This is a genomic window from Bradyrhizobium sp. HKCCYLRH2015 (genome assembly GCF_051168215.1).
Taxonomy (GTDB): domain Bacteria; phylum Pseudomonadota; class Alphaproteobacteria; order Rhizobiales; family Xanthobacteraceae; genus Bradyrhizobium.
In genome coordinates this window covers 208,955-227,644 of record NZ_JBNPUO010000004.1, presented here as the reverse complement: position 1 = coordinate 227,644, position 18,690 = coordinate 208,955, and the positions used below count along the sequence as shown (strand labels likewise).

General features: G+C 65.7%; 23 protein-coding genes and 2 tRNA genes. 12 read left to right on the top strand and 13 right to left on the bottom strand.

The genetic code is table 11. From position 1 onward, the window contains the following. Positions 1-113: 113 nt before the first annotated feature. On the top strand, positions 114-758 hold the full coding sequence (locus tag ACQR1H_RS12215) for a TetR/AcrR family transcriptional regulator (protein ID WP_316215762.1): 645 nt from the start codon (positions 114-116) through the stop codon (positions 756-758). 13 nt (positions 759-771) lie between these two features. After that, positions 772-1,260, top strand: a complete 489-nt coding sequence (locus tag ACQR1H_RS12210) for an Lrp/AsnC family transcriptional regulator (RefSeq protein ID WP_315712629.1) — start codon at positions 772-774, stop codon at positions 1,258-1,260. A 38-nt stretch (positions 1,261-1,298) separates the two neighbouring features. On the opposite strand, the gene ACQR1H_RS12205 is transcribed toward ACQR1H_RS12210, so the two are convergent. Next, positions 1,299-1,604, bottom strand: a complete 306-nt coding sequence (locus ACQR1H_RS12205) for an ETC complex I subunit (protein ID WP_315800066.1) — start codon at positions 1,602-1,604, stop codon at positions 1,299-1,301. A 223-nt stretch (positions 1,605-1,827) separates the two neighbouring features. Here ACQR1H_RS12205 and ACQR1H_RS12200 point away from each other — a divergent pair, with 223 nt between their 5' ends. The 5 genes from ACQR1H_RS12200 to ACQR1H_RS12180 all read left to right on the top strand — a co-directional run bounded on the left by ACQR1H_RS12200 (position 1,828) and on the right by ACQR1H_RS12180 (position 6,593). Then, a complete protein-coding gene (locus ACQR1H_RS12200) occupies positions 1,828-2,970 on the top strand; it encodes an OpgC domain-containing protein (RefSeq protein ID WP_316215761.1) in 1,143 nt (380 codons plus the stop codon). A gap of 175 nt (positions 2,971-3,145) precedes the next feature. Then, complete coding sequence (locus tag ACQR1H_RS12195; RefSeq protein WP_315712066.1) at positions 3,146-3,550, top strand: translational machinery protein; 405 nt, start codon at positions 3,146-3,148, stop codon at positions 3,548-3,550. A 42-nt stretch (positions 3,551-3,592) separates the two neighbouring features. Next, positions 3,593-4,672 carry an efflux RND transporter periplasmic adaptor subunit gene (locus ACQR1H_RS12190; RefSeq protein WP_316215760.1) on the top strand — a complete coding sequence of 360 codons (1,080 nt, stop codon included), beginning with the start codon at positions 3,593-3,595 and terminating at the stop codon, positions 4,670-4,672. Then, entirely contained in the window at positions 4,669-5,904 is a 1,236-nt protein-coding gene (locus ACQR1H_RS12185) for an ABC transporter permease (protein WP_316215759.1), read from the top strand. Before ACQR1H_RS12190 ends, ACQR1H_RS12185 begins: the two co-directional genes overlap by 4 nt. Next, positions 5,901-6,593, top strand: coding sequence for an ABC transporter ATP-binding protein (locus tag ACQR1H_RS12180; protein ID WP_315800071.1), 693 nt, complete (start codon positions 5,901-5,903; stop codon positions 6,591-6,593). The genes ACQR1H_RS12185 and ACQR1H_RS12180 overlap by 4 nt, the downstream gene beginning before the upstream one ends. Before the next feature lie 253 nt (positions 6,594-6,846). Here the strand turns inward: ACQR1H_RS12180 and ACQR1H_RS12175 are convergent. The 3 genes from ACQR1H_RS12175 to ACQR1H_RS12165 form a co-directional block, all read right to left on the bottom strand. Continuing rightward, positions 6,847-6,923: transfer RNA gene (locus ACQR1H_RS12175), tRNA-Pro, on the bottom strand. A 156-nt stretch (positions 6,924-7,079) separates the two neighbouring features. Then, complete coding sequence (locus ACQR1H_RS12170; RefSeq protein WP_315800077.1) at positions 7,080-7,733, bottom strand: cold-shock protein; 654 nt, start codon at positions 7,731-7,733, stop codon at positions 7,080-7,082. A 200-nt stretch (positions 7,734-7,933) separates the two neighbouring features. Then, positions 7,934-8,695 carry an SIR2 family NAD-dependent protein deacylase gene (locus ACQR1H_RS12165; protein ID WP_316215758.1) on the bottom strand — a complete coding sequence of 254 codons (762 nt, stop codon included), beginning with the start codon at positions 8,693-8,695 and terminating at the stop codon, positions 7,934-7,936. Positions 8,696-9,061: 366 nt separating this feature from the next. On the opposite strand from ACQR1H_RS12165, the gene ACQR1H_RS12160 reads away from it, so the two are divergent. Further along, positions 9,062-9,226, top strand: a complete 165-nt coding sequence (locus tag ACQR1H_RS12160; protein WP_315712073.1) for a hypothetical protein — start codon at positions 9,062-9,064, stop codon at positions 9,224-9,226. A gap of 62 nt (positions 9,227-9,288) precedes the next feature. Here the strand turns inward: ACQR1H_RS12160 and ACQR1H_RS12155 are convergent, their stop codons facing one another. Further along, complete coding sequence (locus tag ACQR1H_RS12155) at positions 9,289-9,573, bottom strand: hypothetical protein (protein WP_315800079.1); 285 nt, start codon at positions 9,571-9,573, stop codon at positions 9,289-9,291. A gap of 134 nt (positions 9,574-9,707) precedes the next feature. Here ACQR1H_RS12155 and ACQR1H_RS12150 point away from each other — a divergent pair, with 134 nt between their 5' ends. Continuing rightward, the gene (locus ACQR1H_RS12150) at positions 9,708-9,857 is read left to right on the top strand and encodes a hypothetical protein (RefSeq protein ID WP_315800080.1); all 150 of its coding nucleotides are present in this window, start codon (positions 9,708-9,710) and stop codon (positions 9,855-9,857) included. Between the two features lie 466 nt (positions 9,858-10,323). Here ACQR1H_RS12150 and ACQR1H_RS12145 read toward each other — a convergent pair whose 3' ends face one another. After that, positions 10,324-10,626 carry an HU family DNA-binding protein gene (locus tag ACQR1H_RS12145; protein ID WP_172109121.1) on the bottom strand — a complete coding sequence of 101 codons (303 nt, stop codon included), beginning with the start codon at positions 10,624-10,626 and terminating at the stop codon, positions 10,324-10,326. A 589-nt stretch (positions 10,627-11,215) separates the two neighbouring features. On the opposite strand from ACQR1H_RS12145, the gene ACQR1H_RS12140 reads away from it, so the two are divergent. Both ACQR1H_RS12140 and ACQR1H_RS12135 read left to right on the top strand, forming a co-directional pair. After that, positions 11,216-11,668, top strand: a complete 453-nt coding sequence (locus tag ACQR1H_RS12140; protein ID WP_012044102.1) for a VOC family protein — start codon at positions 11,216-11,218, stop codon at positions 11,666-11,668. A 267-nt stretch (positions 11,669-11,935) separates the two neighbouring features. After that, the gene (locus ACQR1H_RS12135) at positions 11,936-12,577 is read left to right on the top strand and encodes a glutathione S-transferase family protein (RefSeq protein ID WP_316178865.1); all 642 of its coding nucleotides are present in this window, start codon (positions 11,936-11,938) and stop codon (positions 12,575-12,577) included. Positions 12,578-12,893: 316 nt separating this feature from the next. On the opposite strand, the gene ACQR1H_RS12130 is transcribed toward ACQR1H_RS12135, so the two are convergent. The 3 genes from ACQR1H_RS12130 to ACQR1H_RS12120 all read right to left on the bottom strand — a co-directional run bounded on the left by ACQR1H_RS12130 (position 12,894) and on the right by ACQR1H_RS12120 (position 13,937). Next, positions 12,894-13,151, bottom strand: a complete 258-nt coding sequence (locus ACQR1H_RS12130; RefSeq protein ID WP_315712079.1) for a PilZ domain-containing protein — start codon at positions 13,149-13,151, stop codon at positions 12,894-12,896. A gap of 165 nt (positions 13,152-13,316) precedes the next feature. Next, a tRNA-Glu gene (locus ACQR1H_RS12125) sits at positions 13,317-13,391 on the bottom strand. A gap of 213 nt (positions 13,392-13,604) precedes the next feature. Further along, positions 13,605-13,937 carry a Rieske 2Fe-2S domain-containing protein gene (locus ACQR1H_RS12120; RefSeq protein WP_316178866.1) on the bottom strand — a complete coding sequence of 111 codons (333 nt, stop codon included), beginning with the start codon at positions 13,935-13,937 and terminating at the stop codon, positions 13,605-13,607. Between the two features lie 200 nt (positions 13,938-14,137). Here ACQR1H_RS12120 and ACQR1H_RS12115 point away from each other — a divergent pair, with 200 nt between their 5' ends. Beyond that, positions 14,138-14,890 (top strand): hypothetical protein, encoded by a 753-nt coding sequence (locus ACQR1H_RS12115; RefSeq protein WP_316178867.1) that lies wholly within the window; start codon positions 14,138-14,140, stop codon positions 14,888-14,890. 196 nt (positions 14,891-15,086) lie between these two features. Here ACQR1H_RS12115 and ACQR1H_RS12110 read toward each other — a convergent pair whose 3' ends face one another. The 4 genes from ACQR1H_RS12110 to ACQR1H_RS12095 all read right to left on the bottom strand — a co-directional run bounded on the left by ACQR1H_RS12110 (position 15,087) and on the right by ACQR1H_RS12095 (position 18,668). After that, entirely contained in the window at positions 15,087-15,302 is a 216-nt protein-coding gene (locus ACQR1H_RS12110) for a hypothetical protein (RefSeq protein WP_315800084.1), read from the bottom strand. 80 nt (positions 15,303-15,382) lie between these two features. Further along, positions 15,383-15,961, bottom strand: coding sequence for a hemerythrin domain-containing protein (locus ACQR1H_RS12105; protein WP_315800085.1), 579 nt, complete (start codon positions 15,959-15,961; stop codon positions 15,383-15,385). A 140-nt stretch (positions 15,962-16,101) separates the two neighbouring features. Next, the gene (gene hemA, locus ACQR1H_RS12100) at positions 16,102-17,331 is read right to left on the bottom strand and encodes a 5-aminolevulinate synthase (protein WP_434839506.1); all 1,230 of its coding nucleotides are present in this window, start codon (positions 17,329-17,331) and stop codon (positions 16,102-16,104) included. 188 nt (positions 17,332-17,519) lie between these two features. Further along, a complete protein-coding gene (locus ACQR1H_RS12095) occupies positions 17,520-18,668 on the bottom strand; it encodes a PLP-dependent cysteine synthase family protein (RefSeq protein WP_434839505.1) in 1,149 nt (382 codons plus the stop codon). Between the last annotated feature and the right edge of the window lie 22 nt (positions 18,669-18,690).

The following is an 18,690-nucleotide window of genomic DNA, read 5'->3' as shown; positions in this document are numbered from 1 at the left end:
AGGGTCCGGGGCGAGCAGCATTTGCTTGAGACCAAGGGCTTTTCAGACTTCACTACGGGATCCGCCGTGCCCGATCTGCCGCGATCGGTGCCGGACGGTGCAGCGAGGACGAGATGGCGCGCACGATCGGGTCACATGGTCCGACGACGATGGAGGCGATCCGCAAGGCCGGCCTGCGGCTGATCTTCCAGCACGGCTACGAGGCCATGAGCCTGCGCCAGCTCGCCGCCGAGGTCGGCATCCAGCCCGGCTCGCTCTACAATCACATCAGCACCAAGCAGGAGCTGCTGGCGGAGCTGATCCAGGACCACATCAACGACCTGCTGCGCGAGCTCGAGCAGGCGCTGCGCGACACCCGGGGTCCGGTCGAACGTCTCAGGGCATTCGTCGCCTTCCACGTCAGCTATCACATGACCCGGAAGCGCGAGGTCTTCATCGCCAATTCGGAGCTGCGCAGCCTCGATCCCCGCAACTATGAGGCGGTGGTGGCGCTGCGCGGCGCCTATGAGCGCCGGCTGGCCGACATCCTCAGCGACGGTGTGGCGCAAGGCGTGTTCGACGTCGACGACATCCAGGTCGCGACCTTTGCCATCATCGCGCTCCTGACCGGGCTGTGCAGCTGGTACCGTCCTGGCGGCCGGCTCACCAGGGAGGCGATCATCGCGGCCCACGAGAAGCTCGTGCTCTCGGGCGTCATGCCGCGCACCGCCGGGCCTGATCCGGCCGGCGGTGGCCGGCCTGATCACCCGACCGGCTGAACGGGCGGCGCCGATGGCTGGCAGCCCGGAGCTCGACGCGATCGATCGCAGGATCCTGGCGGAGCTCCAGGCCGATGGCCGGATCCGCATCAACGAGCTCGCCGACCGGGTGGGGATCTCGCATCCGAACTGCCTGCGCCGGGTGCGGACGCTGCGCAGCAGCGGCGTGATCAAATCCATCCGCGCCAGCATCGATGAACGGTCGCTGGGCTATGAGGTGGTCGCGTTCGTGTCGATTCAGCTCGACAGCCAGCACCAGACGGCACTGGAGTCGTTCGAGGCCGCGATCGTGACGTTGCCCTGGGTCCAGCAATGCTGGCGGCTATCGGGAGATGCGGATTTTCTGCTGAAATGCGTGTCGACGGGCGTCGAAGGCATGAGCCGCCAGCTCCGCCAGTTCGCCGCCCTGCCCGGCGTCCGGGCCATCAGGAGCTTCCCGGTGCTCGGCCTGTCCAAGGACGCGCCGCTGCCCATCCCCGGCGGGCCGCCTCAAACAGGTTGAACGGATGACGGCCGGGCCGGCCCCTCAATGCGTCCAAATCAGTGTGTCCAGGGCTCACCGCGGCGGAACGAGAAATTGTCGGCATAGGCGATCTGCCGCTTCACCGGCTCCTTCGGCTCGATCACCTGGTAGGGAATGCCCTTGCGCTCGCAATAGGCGATCGCCTCGTCCCTGGTATCGAAGCGCAAGGTGACCTGCTGCTTCATGTCCGAGGAGGACGTCCAGCCCATCAGCGGCTCGACCGACCGCGGCTGCTCCGGCTCATAATCCAACTGCCAGTCCCTGGTCTTGGCCTTGCCCGATTGCATCGCGTTCTTGGCGGGCTTGAAAATGCGTGCGGTCATGGCTGGAAGAGCCCCTGGAAGCTGAGGTCGTCATGCGTTTGGCGGAAACGGCCGGGATGGGGTACAGGCAAGCTCCAGCACGGAACGGTGATTCCCATCCAGGACGTGACCGTCTATCGTGCTCCGTATAGTCATTCTGCCGTCCCGTGACAATCTCGGTCGACTGCCACGGCGCCTCTGCTCCCCGAACGTTTTCCATTCAAAACAGTGCGTTGAAGCGGCCATGAAAATCAATGCCACGCTGCCCGAGCGCGGGCGCGACCTGCGGCTCGACCTGTTTCGCGGAATCGCCAACTGGGCGATCTTTCTCGATCACATCCCGGACAATGTGGTGAACTGGATCACCACGCGGAATTACGGCTTCAGCGACGCCGCCGACCTGTTCGTCTTCATCTCCGGCTATACTGCCTCGTTCGTCTATGCGCGCATGATGATCGACCGCGGCTTCATCGTCGGCGCCACCCGGCTGTTCAAGCGGGTGTGGCAGCTCTACGTCGCCCACATCGTGCTGTTCGTGATCTATATCGTGGCCATCAGCTATCTGGCGACGCGGTTCGGCGTCTCCGAGATCATCGACGAGTTCAACGTCGCAGGCCTCGTCGACCACGCCAGCGATACGCTGGCCCAGGGACTGATCCTGAAGTTCAAGCCGGTCAATCTCGACGTGCTGCCGCTCTACATCGTGCTGATGGGCTTCTTCCCGCCGGTGCTGTGGATGATGCTGCGCCAGCCCGACCTGACCATGATCGCCTCGATCGTGCTCTGGCTCCTGGCGCGACAGATGGGCTGGAATTTCGCGGCCTATCCGGCGGGCACCTGGTACTTCAATCCGTATTGCTGGCAGGTGCTGTTCGTGTTCGGCTCCTGGTGCGCGCTCGGCGGCGCCCGCCGCTCGATGGGCATCATCATGGCGCCGGCCACGCTCTATTTCTGCATCGCCTACATGGTGCTCGCACTGGTCATGACGATGGCCGGCCGCTTCCCTGAGCTCGGATCGATGTTTCCGAACTGGCTCTATGCGGCCTTCAACCCGAACGACAAGACCAATCTCGCGCCGTACCGCTTCCTGCACTTCGTGGTGATCGTCATTTTGGTCATCCGGTTCGTGCCGAAGGAATGGCCGGGCCTGGAGTGGAAGGCGTTCGATCCCCTCATCGTCTGCGGCCAACAGTCGCTGGCGGTGTTCTGCGTCGGCGTGTTCCTGTCCTTCATCGGCCACTTCACCCTGATGCTGAGCTCGGGCTCGCTGCTGGCGCAGATCCTGGTCAGCGCGGCGGGCATCGCGATCATGACAACCGTCGCCTACTACATCTCCTGGTCGAAGCGGCAGGACAAGCCGCTGCCGAAGCCGCCCGCGCCGAAGTAAACTTCGCGCCATTGGGGGCGCGTGGTCGCGCCCCGCCTCCGTTGACCTGCATCAAGCCGGGCCCGATCGGGCTCGCTAAGGTTTGCATCACCAACGGAGCCGCTTCCCGCGGCGCGCGTTCCCTTGCGAACGCGCGCCGCTGCGCATGCGGTGATTTGCTGACAAGGACCAGATCATGCCGACCCATTTCCATGCCGTCGTGTGGCTCGATCACAGCGAGGCCAAGGTGTTCCACATCGGACTGACCGGTGCCGACGAGCTGACGCTGCATCCGCACCTGCAGACCAAGCATCTGCATCACAAGGCCAACGAGATCGGCAGCGGCCACGCGGCGCCCGACAAGAATTTCCTCGAAGAGGTCGCGCACGCGCTCGATGACGCCGGCGAGATCCTGATCATCGGCCCGGCCGGCGCCAAGACCGAGCTTGCCAAGTACCTGCACGAGAAGCATCCTGCGGTCGGAAAGCGCATCGTCGGCGTCGAAGCTGCCGATCACCCGACCGATCGCCAGATCGTCGCCTATGCCAAGCAGCACTTCAAGATGGCTCCGCCCCGCGTGGCGACGGGCACTGCGGGCTAAGTATAGCCTTTCTCCCGTCGCAGGGTCCGTTCGATCATGGACATGCTGACGCCGGACCAATCCAACGCCATTGCTGCCACGCCGGCCGTCGATCGCGGCCGGCGTCGTTTTCCGTGGCGCGGCCTGCTCTCGATCATCCTGCTGTCCGGCGCACTGGCTGGGCTTGCCGCATGGTGGGGGCGTGGACCGCTGATTGCGACCGCCCGCATCACCCGCGGCACGGCGGCCGAGATCGTGTATGCGACCGGCGCCGTGGAGCCGGAGACGTGGTCGCGGAGCACGCCGCTGGTCCGCGGCCGCATCATCGAGCGCTGCCGCTGCGAGGGCAAGTCGGTCAAGGCCGGCGACGTGCTGGCGCGGCTCGACGACAAGGAGGCGCTGGCCACCTTGAACGATCTGCGTGCACAGGAGGAATTCCAGCGCCACGAGTTCGAGCGACAGTCGCAGTTGCTGGCCCGCGGGGCGGCCACCTCGCAAGCCTACCAGCGCTCCGAAAGCGATCTCGCCCGCATCCGTGCCCAGATCGCGGCCCAGACCCAGCGCCTCGACTACTTCAAGCTGGTGGCGCCGATGGACGGCGTCGTCCTCAAGGAGGACGGCGAGGTCGGCGACATGGTCGATCCCGGCACCATCCTCTACCGCGTCGGCCTGGAGAAGCCGCTCTGGGTCGTCGCCGACGTCAACGAGGAGGACATCCCCCGTGTCCAGGTCGGGCAGAAGGCGCTGCTGCGCGCCGATGCGTTCGGCAACCAGGCCCTGCCCGGGACGGTGAAGCAGATCACGCCGGCGGGCGATCCCGTGGCCAAGACGTTCCGCGTGCGGATCGGCTTGCCGGACGACACGCCGCTGCGCGTCGGCATGAGCGTCGAGGCCAACATCGTCAGCCGGGAGACGGCCGACACCCTGCTCGCGCCGGCCAATGCCGTCGTCAACGGCAGCCTCATGGTGATCGAAGGCGGCCGTGTGCAGCGGCGCGCGGTGCGGATCGGCATCCGCGGCTCCGCGGCGGTCGAGATCCTCGACGGCGCCCGCGAGGGCGAGCTGGTCGCAGCGCCCGCGACCGCCGACATCAAGGACGGCGAGCGGATCCGCGTGATCGGGCCCGAGACGTCGTCGCCATGAGCCTCGTCCTGACCATCGCCTGGACCCATGTGCGCCATCGCGCCCGCCAGACGCTGGTCGCGATCGCGGGCGTGATGACCGGCGTGGCGTTTTCGGTGATGATGGCGGCGATGATGGAGGGATCCCAGGACGACTTCATCCGCACGCTGGTCGATGCGCTGCCGCACATTTCGATCACCGACGAGCTGCGCCAGCCGACCCGTCAGCCGGCCGATCAGATCTATGCGGCAGCCGAATTCCACCGATTGACCCCGAACGTCCGCCGCCCCGGCATCAAGAACCCGATGGCCACCATCGCCTCGCTGCAGGGCTGGGTGCCGGGCGCGCTGACGGCGTCGGTGCAGTCCAAGGCCGTGCTGCGCTTCGCCGGCCGCAACCTCACGGTCGCGATCATCGGCATCGATCCGCGCACGGAGGGCCAGGTCTCGACGCTGGCGAGCCACATGCGGCAGGGCAACCTCAATTCGCTGTACCGGTCCTCGCACGCGATCCTGCTCGGTGACCGGCTCGCGGCCAAGATCGGCGCGCGGGTCAACTCCAACATCACGCTCGCCTCGGCCCAGGGCGTCAGCATGAACGCGACCGTCGTCGGCACCTTCCATTCCGGCTTCCGCGGCACCGACGAGACCACCGGCTACGTGCTGCTGCGCACCGCGCAGATCCTGGAGCGCCAGACCGGGATCATCAACGAGATCCGCGTCCGCACCAACGATCCGATGCAGGCGCGCCTGATCAGCGAGCGCATCGGCGAGCAGACCGGCTACAAGGCGGTCTCCTGGCAGGAGGCGCAGGAGGACCTGTTGTCGGCGATCACGCTGCGCAACGTGCTGATGTACACCATCGTCGGGGCCATCCTGCTGGTCGCGAGCTTCGGCACCTACAACATCATCTCGACCATCACCCACGAGAAGACCCGCGACATCGCCATCCTCAAGTCGCTCGGCTTCCGCGACCGCACGGTCCGCACCATCTTCATCGTCGAGGCGCTGTTCATCGGCCTGACCGGTGCCGCTCTCGGCTGGGCGCTCGGCTACCTGCTCACCCGCGGGCTCGCCTCGCTCGAGTTCAAGACGCCGTTCTCCGACTACAATCATCTGCCCGTGCTGTATTCGCTGAAGCACTATCTGCTGGCGGGCGCGGTCGCGCTGATCTCCAGCGCCGTCGCCGGCTACTTTCCGGCCCGCGCCGCGGCGCGGTTGCATCCGGTCGACATCATCCGGGGCGCGACGTGAGCCCGCCCCTGATCGAGGCGCGGCAAGTGACGAAGGTGCTGCCCGGCGAGGTGCCGGTGACGCTGGTCGCCGACATCGATCTCGTGATCCATCCGCGCGAGCTCATCGCCATCACCGGACCGTCGGGCTCGGGAAAATCCTCGCTGCTCTATCTGCTCGGCCTGCTCGACCTGCCGAGCCAGGGCGACGTGCTGATCGACGGCCGCTCGACGACGGGCATGAACGAGGACGAGCGCGCCGAGGTGCGGCTGTCACGGCTCGGCTTCGTCTTCCAGTTTCATTTCCTGCTGCCGGAATTCTCGATCACCGAGAACGTCGCGCTGCCGATGCGCGCGCTGGCACGGCTGTCGCCGCGCGCCATCACCACGCGCGCCGAGGAGCTGCTGAGCTCGCTCGGCCTCGCCGAGCATCTGCGCAAGACGCCGGACAAGCTGTCGGGCGGCCAGCGCCAGCGCGTGGCGGTGGCGCGCGCGCTCGCCAACGATCCTCCCGTCATCCTGGCCGACGAGCCGACCGGCAGCCTCGACACCGCCGCGACCGCGCAGGTGTTCGGCATCCTGCGCGATCTCGTCACCCTGCGCGGCAAGACCGTGGTCGCGGTCACGCACGACCTCAACCTCGCCGCTCAGATGCAACGGCGCGTGCACATCATCGACGGCCGGCTGGCGCAGGACGAGCTGGCGCGCTGATCCGCCTGCCGCGACCTCGGCACGGCCGACGCGCGAACCGCCGCCCACGCCCGATTTGATCTAGCGCAAAGACGCGAGATTCCGATTCAGAGGATGCTGGCGGCCAGCGGATGTTCCTTCCCCGGATTCACCCGCACACTTCGGATGCTCCCGGGTTTTGCCGCTGCGGGAGCATCCGAATTTTTTATCGGCCTCGTCGCGCAGTTCGCGCCAGCTATCAGGTCTCACCTGCGAGGCCACGTTGCTGCGGAGATGGTCGGGGCAGCTGGATTCGAACCAACGACCTGCAGTACCCAAAACTGCCGCGCTACCAGGCTGCGCTATACCCCGATGTTCTCAAGGGACGATTGTCCTCGACGAACCCGTCACTACACGGTCGCGGCCTCGGCAGCAAGACCGCGGCCTGGCCGTGAAGATGGAGCCGACATGAAAACGGCCCCGGAAAGCACCTTTCCAGGGCCGTCAAGTGCAGTGATCGCAAGCAACTCAGTGCGAGGACAATGCCGGCGAGCCCGTCTCGGGGTGGATCTCGGCCGCCATCATGCCCTTGGAGCCGGGCCCGTAGCGGACCAGCACCCATTGGCCGGGGCGCAGCTCGGTCATGCCGTAGCGGCGCAGGGTCTCCATGTGGACGAAGATGTCCGGGCTCCCTTCCCCGCAGGTCACGAAGCCGAAGCCGCGCAGGCGGTTGAACCACTTGACCTGGGCTCGCTCCAGCCCGCTGGTCGGCGTCACCGTGACATGGGTGCGCGGCGGCAGCATCTGCGCCGGATGGATCGCCGTCGACTCGTCCATCGAGACGATGCGGAAGGCCTGGTAGCCCTTGGAGCGCTGCACGCACTCCACCACCAGGCGAGCCCCTTCATAGGCGGTCTGGTAGCCGTCGCGCCTGAGCACCGTGACGTGCAGCAGCACGTCCGGCCAGCCATTGTCGGGAACGATGAAACCGTATCCCTTCGAGGCGTCGAACCATTTGATGACGCCGCTGATTTCGACGAGGTTCTCGCCAAGACCGGTCATCGCATCGATTGCCGAGTCGCGCGCGACGCCGGTTTGATATTCCGCCCCGAGCCGGGTTGGTGTCGAACCACCAACGACCGGCACCCCAAGCTTCTTGGACTCAAATCCGTCCGACCCCATAACCCCGGACCTCACATATGAATTGTGAGCCGCCACCCCTGCAACGGCGCCCTCATACACGTGCTCACCACCTATACCCACGATGAGTCACGCGAATCTCTCGAATCAAAGATAACATTCCCTCGTGCCGCGCATAGATAAAAATCGGTTTCACTGAGGCATATGAACAGAGATGCCGACAAAAATGCATCAATTTCCGTTCAATTACGGACGAACGATCCGAGTACTTCGCCGATCTCGTGGTGGACAACGAGGTCGGCAACGTCGTCCTGATCGGTCGGTTCCCGGTTGATGATCACGAGTCGCGCGCCAGCCCGCTTTGCCATCAATGGAAAGCCAGCGGCCGGCCACACAACCAGCGACGAGCCGATCGCGACGAACAGATCACAGTGCTGCGCGAGCTCGGTGGCGCGCTGCATTTCATGCTCCGGCATCGACTGACCAAAGGATACCGTCGCGGTCTTCACCGGCTCCGCGCAATCGGGGCAATCCGGCGCGGCCCCGTCGGCCTCGAAGCGCTGGCGCACCCAGGTGAGCTCATAGCGCTGCCCGCATCCGATGCATCGCGCGTAGGTGGTGTTGCCGTGCAGCTCGATGACGTGATCCGGCGCGAAACCGGAGTCCTGGTGCAGGTTGTCGATGTTCTGAGTGATCACGGCCGGAATTTTCCCCGCACGGTAGAGCGACGAAAGCGCCAGATGTCCGCGGCCGGGCCGCGCCGCGGCAAACGTCTCCTGCATCGCGAAGCGCCGCCGCCAGGCCTCGTCCCGCGCCTCCTGGCTGGCGACGAATTCGTCGAAATGGATCGGCCGGTTGCGCGTCCATAGACCGCCGGGAGACCGGAAATCCGGAATGCCCGTCTCGGTCGATATTCCAGCGCCGGTGAAGGGCACGATCACACGCGCCGCAGCGATCATGTCTCCCAGGCGGTTCACCCCGTCGTGCAGATCGGATGCAATCATCAGCGGCGGCCCCGAACCATGAAACCTCGCACCATCATTGTCCTCCCTTCATAGCACGGCAAGCGGGCTCCCGCCTCCGAGCATGTCCGGCCCGGCTGCGTCGTTGCGCCACTCCGCATCCTCCGGAACCAGCCGTGAACGACGCAACTGCAAGCAAGACGAGTCGGATCGTTCCGTGTCTACCGGAAGACGTTGGCGGTGCTCGCCTTCTCTCCCCAGCAAAACGCGCGACCCGCCTGCAGCGGGGCCGCGCGTCCGCAATCACGCCTCAATCGGACACCCACATCGCGCCAGCGATTCGCCAGGAAGTTTGTCACGCGTCTCAGGGCGAGGCTCGCCGGATAGCGACCGGAGCAGAGAGGATCCGTGAGGCAGAACGAGACGCAGGACGACCGCCGCGCGAAGGAGCGCGCCGACATCACCGCAAGGATTGCACGGTTCAAGTCGACCCAGGAGAAGTTCGCGCGCGAACGCGAGGAATATGCCCGCTTGGCGTGGAAGAAGGCACAGCGCGGCGAGGCCGCGGAATAGCAGGGATGAGAGAAGAGCCCGGAGGCTTTCGCCATCCAGGCCCTCCTCCTTACGACTGGCGCTTACCAGTGATGACGCCAGTGGTGGTAGCGATGATAGTACGGTCCGCCGTAATAGGCATACGGCCCGGGCGCGTAGACGTAACGCGGGCCGTAGTCGTAGTAGCCGTAGCCTGGACCATAGTAATACGGGTGCGACGCCGCGATCGCGCCGGCGGTCAGCGCTCCCGCCGCGAGGCCGAATGCGAGACCCGGGCCGATGCCGCGCGCCTGTGCCGGAGCGGGTGCCGCCAGTGCGGTGATGGCGACGGCGCCCGCGGTCGCCAGAACAGCCAATGTCTTTCTCATGATCGAATGTCCTCCAATTCCCGTGCGTCCAAACAACGCAGATGCTGGGGAGTTGGTTGCAGGCCGGCTCCCCGCCGCGCGCGTCTGGAACCGTCACCGTCGCCACACGTTCACTGCCATGGGGGGAATCCGCGATGGCATCCTGGCTGGAACTTCTGTTCAACATCATCGGCTATGGCGGATTCGTCGTGCTTGCGTCCTGTCATCCCAGGACCGAGGCGGCCGGTGTAGCGCCTGAAACAGGAGCGGACGACGGCGCGGATCTGAACGGCGAGCGCCGCTAGAGCCGAGCTTTGCGGCGATCGCCGGGCCTTCATCCACAGTCGATCCAACGCTTGTCCACAGCTCCTCGCCTGGACTCTCCGGATTGCGGATCAACGGCTTGCTGCGCCATATCCACCGGCTTCTCCCCAGCACGCGCGACGGCGCTCCTGCGCGGGCCGGAGGTCGCACGGGCCGGTCAATTTTCCCGCAAAATCCTTTGAACCTGCCTGCGCCACCCCGAGACAGATCAGTACTGGGGATTTCAGGGCCCAGTGCTCGAGGGTGGCGCCACGCGACGAAGATATTCCGTCGCGCTGGCGCTGCTGTCGTTTTTCGGGCCCCCGTGGTGCCAACCTTCGCGATCCGGGGACGGCGGCGCTTCGGCGACCGCAACGCTCAGCCGCGCTGCAACCACATAGCCGCAACGAAAAAGGCCTCCCTTCCGGGAGGCCTTTGACGTGATCACGACCGTGACTGACGGTCAGATCAGGCAACCGCGTCCTTGGCGGCCTTGACCGGGCGCGCGCGCACGATCTTGCGGGCCGGCTTGGCCTTGAACATCATCTCTTCGCCGGTGAAGGGGTTGGTGCCCTTGCGCGCCTTCACGGCGGGCTTCTTGACGACGACGAACTTGGCGAAGCCCGGCACCAGGAACACGCCGTTCTTCTTCAGCTCCTTGTGGCCGACGTCGGTGAGCGTCTCCATGACGTTCTTGACGTCGCGCTTGGACAGCTCGGTCGAGGTCGCAATCTTCTCGATCAGTTGCGACTTGGAAAGTTGGGTAGCCATCGTATCTCCTTGTGATTGATACTGGTGAATGACGTGACGACTGCGCGGCTATCAGCGCATTGCTGCGCAGACTGGTCGGGGCTTTCTGGCTGCATTGCACAGCCGGGACTTCAGTCGTCTGGTGGCGTATCACCCCGCGATTTTCGGGATTCTCCTGCATTTCAAGGGGCCCCGAAGCACCCACAGCGGCGCCAAAATTCCAACGGAGCGCGCAGAAGTCAAGCTGCGTTGGCGATCGAACGGAGCATGCGATTCATTTTCCCCTATATTTCTAGGCATTTTCGACGGTCCTGCGTGATTTTGGCCGCACATTGCAGGCGAAACACGCTGAAATACCTGCATGCGGTCGCATCGCGCCCGTTCATCCATGCCGCGAATCACTGCCAAAACAGCGATTCGCGGGCATGCGGAGAGGCTTTCGCAACACCGCGCAGCCCATCGAATGCGTCGCCGCGCGCACCGCACATCCGCGCGAGCCGGCATCGCCGCAGCATCGGGCTCGATACACGGGCGAACGAATTGCTGCTATGGATCGGCGTCCGCAGGCGGCCATTGACCATCCGCTTCGAGTTCAGGGAGAGAAGAAACGATGCGTTATCTCCACACCATGCTGCGCGTGCGCAATCTCGACGCCGCGCTCAAATTCTATTCCGATGCGCTCGGCCTCAAGGAGGTGCGCCGGATCGACAACGACAAGGGTCGCTTCACACTGGTGTTTCTCTGCGCACCCGAGGATGAACACCTGCTGAAGAGCCTGCCGCCGACGCGCGGCGCCCCGCTGGTCGAGCTCACCTACAATTGGGACGAGGAGAGCTATGGCGAGGACCGCTTCTTCGGCCATCTCGCCTATGAGGTCGACGACATCTACGCCACCTGCGACCGGCTGATGAAGCTCGGCATCACCATCAACCGGCCGCCGCGCGACGGCAACATGGCGTTCGTCCGCTCGCCCGACCTGCACTCGATCGAGCTGTTGCAGAAGGGCGAGCCGAAGGCGCCCGCCGAGCCCTGGCTGTCGATGCCGAACACCGGACATTGGTGAGTCATCTGCCCGCGTGATTCCGGCCGGAACATCGAGGCCACCCTCGCGTTGTCGCTCCGATTGACGGTGAGGATACGAGGAGGCCGAGATGGGTCGTGGAATTCTATTGTGGTTGTTGGGCGTGCCGATTCCGGTGATCATTCTGCTGTGGCTGTTCTTCGGCCGCTGATCCCGCGAACGACGCGTTCGACCGAAAAGCCCCGCCAACGAGCGGGGCTTTTTGCGTAACATGCGCTAATGATGACGCTCGCCAGAGAGGAGCCGAACGTGTCCGCCGACAACAGACTGACGATCTGGGGCCGCCCCAATTCGGTGAACGTGCAGAAGGTGCTGTGGTGTCTCGCCGAGCTCGATGTCGCCCATGACCGGATCGACGCGGGGATGCAGTACGGCCGCAACAACGAAGCGGACTATCTCGCGATGAATCCGAACGGCCGCATCCCGACCCTGGTCGAGGGTGATTTCGTGCTGTGGGAGAGCAACGCGATCATGCGCTACCTCTGCCTCGCTCACGGCGACGGCACGCCGCTCTACCCGACGACGCCGCGGCACCGCGCCGCGGTGGAGCGCTGGCTGGACTGGACGCTGTCGACGGTGCAGCCGATCGAGCGTCCGCTGTTCTGGGGATTGGTGCGTACGCCGCCGGAGCAGCGCGACATGCCCGCCTTGCAGAAGGCGGCCGACGACGCCGCGGCGATGTGGCGCATCCTCGACGCGCATCTGGCCACACGCAGCCATGTCGAGGCCGAGCGCTTCACGCTCGCCGACATCGCGCTCGGCGCCTATGCGCGGCGCTGGTTCGGAGTCGAAGGTGTTGTCAAGCCGGAGCTGCCGAGTCTCGCGCGCTGGTACGGACAGATCGCGCAACGCCCGGCCTTCATCCGCCACATCGCGCCGCCGCTGTCGTGAGCGCCTCAGCGGCCGGCCGAGGTGCCCATCTCGACGCCCAGGGCGCCGCCGACCTTCACGCAGGTATCGGTTCCCTCGACGCGTACGAAGTTCGCACCGTAGGACGCGCAGGGATTGTTGGTGGCGGCGCCTGAACGGGGTGCGGCCTTATTCGGCCCAGCCTTATTCGGCCCGGGAAGCGATGGCACAAGAAGCGATGACCCCGGCGAGCCGGCGGCCGCAACGGTCACGGCGGCGAACGCCGCGAGGACGCCCAGGATGAGAGATCGACACATGCCGCTTGTTAGCGCGTCTGCGGCAGTGAAGCGATACTGGCCTATTTGCCGATGAACTTGACGCCGACCGAGGCGCCGCGGCGCCACACCACCTGGCACTGCCGGCCGGTTCTTGCGTCGCGCGCGAAGGCGAGCCGGATGGTCGCCGGCAGCGCCGCCGCGTCCTGCAAGGTCAGCTTGGCGCCGGCGCTGGAAATGTCCTGAACCAGGCAATGGCGCACGGCGAACCCGCCATCCAGCGTGATCCACGCCGGCTGCTTCATCGATTTGCGGGCTTCCCGCTTCTTGGGCGCGGCCATCATCCTGCTCCTGCTCGCCCGCTGCAGTACGGCAAGGACCCTAATGGACGGTTGACCGGATCACGTACTGGGCGTGCGATTCATGGATGCAGGACCCCGCGCCGACACGTCTCGGCGCAAACCGTCCGTTTCAAGATCGGAGATGGAAGGAAAGCCGGCGCGGAATGGCGCTCCCTAGCGGAATCGAACCGCTCTCTCCACCGTGAAAGGGTGGCGTCCTGACCGATAGACGAAGGGAGCAATACGCACGATGCCAGAGGGCACGAGGCCCCGGTGCCATCGCCGCTTGCACGTTTCGGCAAAACCTTCAGCAAATCAGCCGCTTGAGGCGATGATCTGCGAGGTCGGCTGAACCACCGACGGTGATTCCGTGCCGCGCGCCGAACGTATAGAGGCGTTTCGCCGGCCGGGCAAGCCACCCCGTGCCGGTCTTTCCAGTCTGGTCCCGCATGCTCAACGGGCCGCAAACAGCGGAGAGATGCCGTCCGTGTCGATGTAGACCACGCCGTCCTCGACCTTCACCGGATACGCGGCCAACGCACTCTCCGGAGGGTGGAGCGGTGCGCCGGTACGGGCATCCCACGTCCAATTGTGCACGGGGCAACTGAGCACGCGGCCGTCGAAGCCGGCCTCCTCCATCGGCGCCGCGGTGTGCGGGCAGACGCCCTGGAACGCCTTGAGCTTGCCATCGTCGGGCCAGGCCAGGATGATGAGCTGGGCATCGGCGATCACGAGGCGCATGCCGCCTTCGTCGATGGTGTCGGCCTTGCAGACACGGGTGAACATTCACTGGCCTCATGCTTTCCGTTGCGAACATCGCACGCGAAGCAGCCCGAGCAAGACTCGTTCCGAGGATCGCGCCGTGCCCGCGAGCCCGACAAGACCGTGGCACCCTTCTTGCTGCCCTTCCCGGCATCTTCGTCGAACGAGCCATCATGTCGCAAAGGCGACAGACCGTTCGGCGGCGAGCTGCTGCGGAGTGCGACATGACCGACATGACCGAGCTGAGAACGCGCAAGGAGCCGCTCAATCTCGCCATCGTGCATGTCGATCCCGACGCCTTCATCGCCAACCTCACGGCTTGGCTCGAGATCACCGCCTTCATCAAGGCGCAACGCGCCGGCGAGGCCACGGTGCCTGCCGACGGCAAGACGCCCGCATTGTCGGCGGCGCAATTGAAGAACGGCGGCGTCCATGAGGTCGGCAACGACGCGCTGTTCGCCTTCGCGATGACGGCGTCGCTCAAGGGCGACAAGGCGGCGGTCGACACGGTCGAGACGGCCCTGCTCGACGGCATGGGCAAGGATTTTCCCGGCTCGTTCGCGCTGTGGCACTTCCGCGCCACGATCGATGCGCCGACCACGCTGGACGATTTCGTCGGCCAGGCCGGCAGGAAGATGCTGACCGGCGATCTGTCCCCACCGCCGCTGCGCGCCAAGGAAAATTGGAGCGCCGGACTGCGCTTCTTCGAGAAGGCGCGCAAATCGAACTTCGTCCACGAGATCATGTATCCGCTGGCGAAATGGACGCGGGCGCGCTGGACCGAGACGGCGGAGAAAGGCGTCGCCTTCCTGCACCACATCGAGGACAACGTCCCGGTGCTGCGCGAGGTGCTGGCGGACCCCCGCAACGATCAGGCGTTCATCGCCAACGTGCTGCTGCGGCTCGCACCCGCCGTCGATATGGAGCTGAACGAGGAATATCAGGGCTTCCTGCGTTCGCTGGCGCGACGCAACTGATCCAGGGGGATTCCGGGACACCCCGCCCACGCAAAAAGGCCGGCGGGCGTTACGCCGCCGGCCTTTTGTCGCGACTGCCGGCTCCGGCCGTCCGGTTCCGTCGCACTCCTGGGGGAGTATGCAAACAGGGTCGCGCGGCCTGGTTAACGATGTCTTAATACAAGCCAGCCAACCGTATGCTTACGGGGCAGCACCGTCAGCTCAGCAGCAACGGGAGCTTCTTCTCGCGACGGAGCGCGCGCTCCTGACAGCCCGACAGCCGGATGAGCTTCTGCGGATACATGTCATAGCCGTGGCTGCCGAAGGCGTTCTGCTGCGCCATCGGGACCTGCGCAGGCCTGCCCGTCGCGTCGACGGCACCTGCATCCTGCGAACCTCGGGCCGGTTCGAGCCCTGTGTTCAAAGCGGTCATAGCCAACTCCGAGACGAGTGCCTGCCCCCGAGCTGAAACTATAGTCCACGGCTCGCGGGGCGCAATTGGGCAAAATGCCATCAGCCGGCCGTGGCGCGCGCCTGCTCCGCCTCCTGTTCCCAGCGCAGGATGGTCCGCTCGAGATTGTGGAATTTCTCGGCGACGTCGCCGTCGAACAGCGGGTCCTTGCGGTCGGACATGCGGGCGTCGATGTCGGCCCAATCCTCCGCCTGGAGGGTACGCAGCGCCGCGGGAAACAGCAGGGTCTCCTCCTTGCGCAGATGCTCGCGCTGGCTGTCGATGAACTCATGCACGGCGGCGTGGAAGCGTTCGCGCAGGATCTCCTGGTCCGACAGCACCGCGTTCACGGCGTCGGCAAAGCCGCGCAGCCGCCGCGCCTCGGTCTCGTGCTCGTCGTCGACGTCGCCATAGGCCGCGGCCGCGGCTGGATCGCGCTCGCGCAGCTTGCCGAAGATCATCTCCTCCTTGGGATGATGACAGCGCTGCGGATAGTCCTCGAAATAGGCGATGATGCTCTGCAGAATGTCGTAGTCCGGCCGCCGATTGTGATCGAACAGCTCCAGTTCGTGCTCGAGCACCGAGAGAAGCTTCTCGAGATTCTCGTGCTCCTGCAGCAGCGCTTCGATGATCCTTGCCATGGCCGCCCTCGCCTGTGCGCCGGCCGGGCCTTGCCGAACCGGCATTTTCCCTGAACGCAAAAGACTACGCCCGCGCGGGCGCGGGCGGCATTGCGGCAGATCAAACTGACAGGCCGATGTGACAGGTCAGCGGAACGGGCTCACTCCGCGGCCAGCGCCTGCGGCGCCCGTGCAAGGCCGAGCCGGTCCCAGACGTCGACCAGCGCCTCGGCCAGGGCGTCGATCAGGCCGTCATCATGGTAGGGCGATGGCGTGATCCGCAGCCGCTCCAGGCCGCGCGGCACGGTCGGATAGTTGATCGGCTGGATGTAGATGCCGTGCTCGGACAGGAGCAGGTCGGACGCCGTCTTGCACTTCTCGGGATCGCCGACATGCACCGGCACGATGTGGGTGTCGGACGGCATGACCGGCAGCCCCGAGGCGTTCAGTACGGCCTTGAGCCGCGCCGCCCGATCCTGGTGCCGGTCACGCTCCCACTGCGAGGTCTTGAGGTGGCGGATCGCGGCGGTCGCCGCGGCGCAAACCGCCGGCGGCAAGGCGGTGGTGAAGATGAAGCCCGGCGCATAGGAGCGGACGGCATCGATCAGATTGGCATTGGCAGCGATGTAGCCGCCGAGGCAGCCAAAGGCCTTGGCGAGCGTGCCCTCGAGGATGTCGATGCGGGCCATCGCGCCGTCGCGCTCGGCGATGCCGCCGCCGCGCGGGCCGTACATGCCGACCGCATGGACCTCGTCGACGTAAGTGAGCGCGCCATAACGCTCGGCGAGATCGCAGATCCGGTGCAACGGCGCGACGTCACCGTCCATCGAATACAGGCTCTCGCAGACGATCAGCTTGGGACGGTCGGGATCGGCCGCCCGCAGCAGCTCTTCGAGATGGGCGAGGTCGTTGTGCCGCCAGACCTGCTTCTCGCTCCCGGCCTTGCGGACGCCCTCGATCATCGAATTGTGGTTGAGCGCGTCCGACAGCAGCAGACAGTTCGGCAGCAGTTTTGCGATGGTCGAGATGCCGGTCTCGTTGGAGACGTAGCCCGAGGTGAACACCAGCGCCGCTTGCTTGCCGTGGAGATCGGCGAGCTCGCGCTCGAGCTCGATCAGCGGATGGTTGGTGCCGGCGATGTTGCGGGTGCCGCCGGCGCCGGTGCCCATGCGCGCGGCCACGTCGACCATGGCGCCGATCACCTTCGGATGCTGGCCCATGCCGAGATAGTCATTGGAGCACCAGATCACGACATCCTTCGGCCCCTCCGGCGAATGCCAAATCGCGCGCGGGAAGCGGCCGGCGAGGCGCTCCAGATCGGCAAAGACGCGATAGCGCCGCTCCTGGTGCAACTGGTCGAGGGCACGGTCGAAATAGCTGTCGTAGTTCATCACCTGATCCGTCCTTCCCCTGCCCACGTCCCGAACCTGCGTTCCGGCGCGCCCTTGGAGCCCTGCTCGGGGTCGGACCAAAGCGCAATCCGGCGCCTTCTTCGTTGATCCAGATCAGGGATCGCGCACATTGCCGGGCATCCGGACACCGCTCGCCGCGGCTCTCACCACGACGCGCGCGGAGGCATTCAGGCGGGCAGCGGATTCCCCGCATCGGCAATATCGAGCCGTAGCGGCGCCCCGGTATCAAGAAAGGCGGACAGAGCGGCCTCGTACGGCGCGGGGTCGAGACCGCGCGCGGACAGCCATTGCGGCTCGTAATAGGTCTGGCGGTAGCGCTCCCCGGAATCGCAGATCAGCGTGACCAGCGACCCCGTCTGTCCCTGCTGCCGCATCTCCGCCGCCAGCCGGCACAGCGCCAGGAAGTTGGTTCCGGTCGAGCCGCCGACCGGCCGCCGCAGCCGCCGCGTCAGCACGTTCATGGCCGCCACGGACGCGGCATCCGGCACCTTCATCATCCGGTCCACCACGCCAGGCACGAAGGACGGCTCGCAGCGCGGACGGCCGACGCCTTCGATCAATGACGGCCGTTCGCAAGTCCGGGCGCTGTCGCCGTTGCAGAAGGCGTCGAAGAAGGCCGAATGCTCGACATCGGCGACGCACAGCCGCGTCGGGTGGCGGCGGTACCGCAGATAGCGGCCCATCGTCGCCGACGTGCCGCCGGTCCCTGCGCCCATCACGATCCATTCCGGCAGCGGACAGCGCTCGCCCTGCAACTGGTTGAAGATCGACTCGGCGATGTTGTTGTTGCCGCGCCAATCGGTGGCGCGCTCGGCGAAGGTGAACTGGTCCATGTAATGGCCACCGAGCCGGCCTGCGAGCGCGGCCGCCTCGGCATAGAGAAACCGGCCGTCGTCGATGAGGTGGCAATTGCCGCCGTAATGCGTGATCGCGGCGATCTTCTCTTCCGAGGTGGTGCGCGGCATCACCGCGTAGAACGGCACGCCGATCATCTGCGCGAAATAGGCCTCCGAGACCGCTGTCGACCCGGAGGAGGCCTCGACCACCGGCGTGCCTTCCCGGATATGGCCGTTGCATAGCGCATAGAGAAACAGCGATCGGGCCAGCCGATGCTTGAGGCTCCCGGTCGGGTGGGTCGATTCGTCCTTCAGGTAGATGTCGATGCCGGCGAGCGCGGGCACGATCAGCCGGATCAGATGCGTGTCGGCGGTCCGGCACTGGTCGGCCTCGATGGCCGCTACGGCGTCGTCGACCCAGCCACGGCGATAGCGTGGACCACAGGCTCTGTCGGAAGCTGACCAAGGCGGCGAATTCATCGCGGCAACCGACCATGATCCA

Bases quoted from the DNA above. Each gene is read 5' to 3' on its own strand.
- ACQR1H_RS12200 (WP_316215761.1), top strand. From the start codon at position 1,828: ATGAAAATCAATGCCACGCTGCCCGAGCGCGGGCGCGACCTGCGGCTC.
- ACQR1H_RS12115 (WP_316178867.1), top strand. From the start codon at position 14,138: ATGACCGACATGACCGAGCTGAGAACGCGCAAGGAGCCGCTCAATCTC.
- ACQR1H_RS12185 (WP_316215759.1), top strand. From the start codon at position 4,669: ATGAGCCTCGTCCTGACCATCGCCTGGACCCATGTGCGCCATCGCGCC.
- ACQR1H_RS12170 (WP_315800077.1), bottom strand. From the start codon at position 7,733: ATGGGGTCGGACGGATTTGAGTCCAAGAAGCTTGGGGTGCCGGTCGTT.
- ACQR1H_RS12140 (WP_012044102.1), top strand. From the start codon at position 11,216: ATGCGTTATCTCCACACCATGCTGCGCGTGCGCAATCTCGACGCCGCG.
- ACQR1H_RS12120 (WP_316178866.1), bottom strand. From the start codon at position 13,937: ATGTTCACCCGTGTCTGCAAGGCCGACACCATCGACGAAGGCGGCATG.
- ACQR1H_RS12110 (WP_315800084.1), bottom strand. From the start codon at position 15,302: ATGACCGCTTTGAACACAGGGCTCGAACCGGCCCGAGGTTCGCAGGAT.
- ACQR1H_RS12215 (WP_316215762.1), top strand. From the start codon at position 114: ATGGCGCGCACGATCGGGTCACATGGTCCGACGACGATGGAGGCGATC.
- hemA (WP_434839506.1), bottom strand. From the start codon at position 17,331: ATGAACTACGACAGCTATTTCGACCGTGCCCTCGACCAGTTGCACCAG.
- ACQR1H_RS12145 (WP_172109121.1), bottom strand. From the start codon at position 10,626: ATGGCTACCCAACTTTCCAAGTCGCAACTGATCGAGAAGATTGCGACC.
- ACQR1H_RS12095 (WP_434839505.1), bottom strand. From the start codon at position 18,668: ATGAATTCGCCGCCTTGGTCAGCTTCCGACAGAGCCTGTGGTCCACGC.
- ACQR1H_RS12130 (WP_315712079.1), bottom strand. From the start codon at position 13,151: ATGGCCGCGCCCAAGAAGCGGGAAGCCCGCAAATCGATGAAGCAGCCG.
- ACQR1H_RS12205 (WP_315800066.1), bottom strand. From the start codon at position 1,604: ATGACCGCACGCATTTTCAAGCCCGCCAAGAACGCGATGCAATCGGGC.
- ACQR1H_RS12155 (WP_315800079.1), bottom strand. From the start codon at position 9,573: ATGAGAAAGACATTGGCTGTTCTGGCGACCGCGGGCGCCGTCGCCATC.
- ACQR1H_RS12105 (WP_315800085.1), bottom strand. From the start codon at position 15,961: ATGGCAAGGATCATCGAAGCGCTGCTGCAGGAGCACGAGAATCTCGAG.
- ACQR1H_RS12165 (WP_316215758.1), bottom strand. From the start codon at position 8,695: ATGATTGCATCCGATCTGCACGACGGGGTGAACCGCCTGGGAGACATG.
- ACQR1H_RS12210 (WP_315712629.1), top strand. From the start codon at position 772: ATGGCTGGCAGCCCGGAGCTCGACGCGATCGATCGCAGGATCCTGGCG.
- ACQR1H_RS12195 (WP_315712066.1), top strand. From the start codon at position 3,146: ATGCCGACCCATTTCCATGCCGTCGTGTGGCTCGATCACAGCGAGGCC.
- ACQR1H_RS12150 (WP_315800080.1), top strand. From the start codon at position 9,708: ATGGCATCCTGGCTGGAACTTCTGTTCAACATCATCGGCTATGGCGGA.
- ACQR1H_RS12190 (WP_316215760.1), top strand. From the start codon at position 3,593: ATGCTGACGCCGGACCAATCCAACGCCATTGCTGCCACGCCGGCCGTC.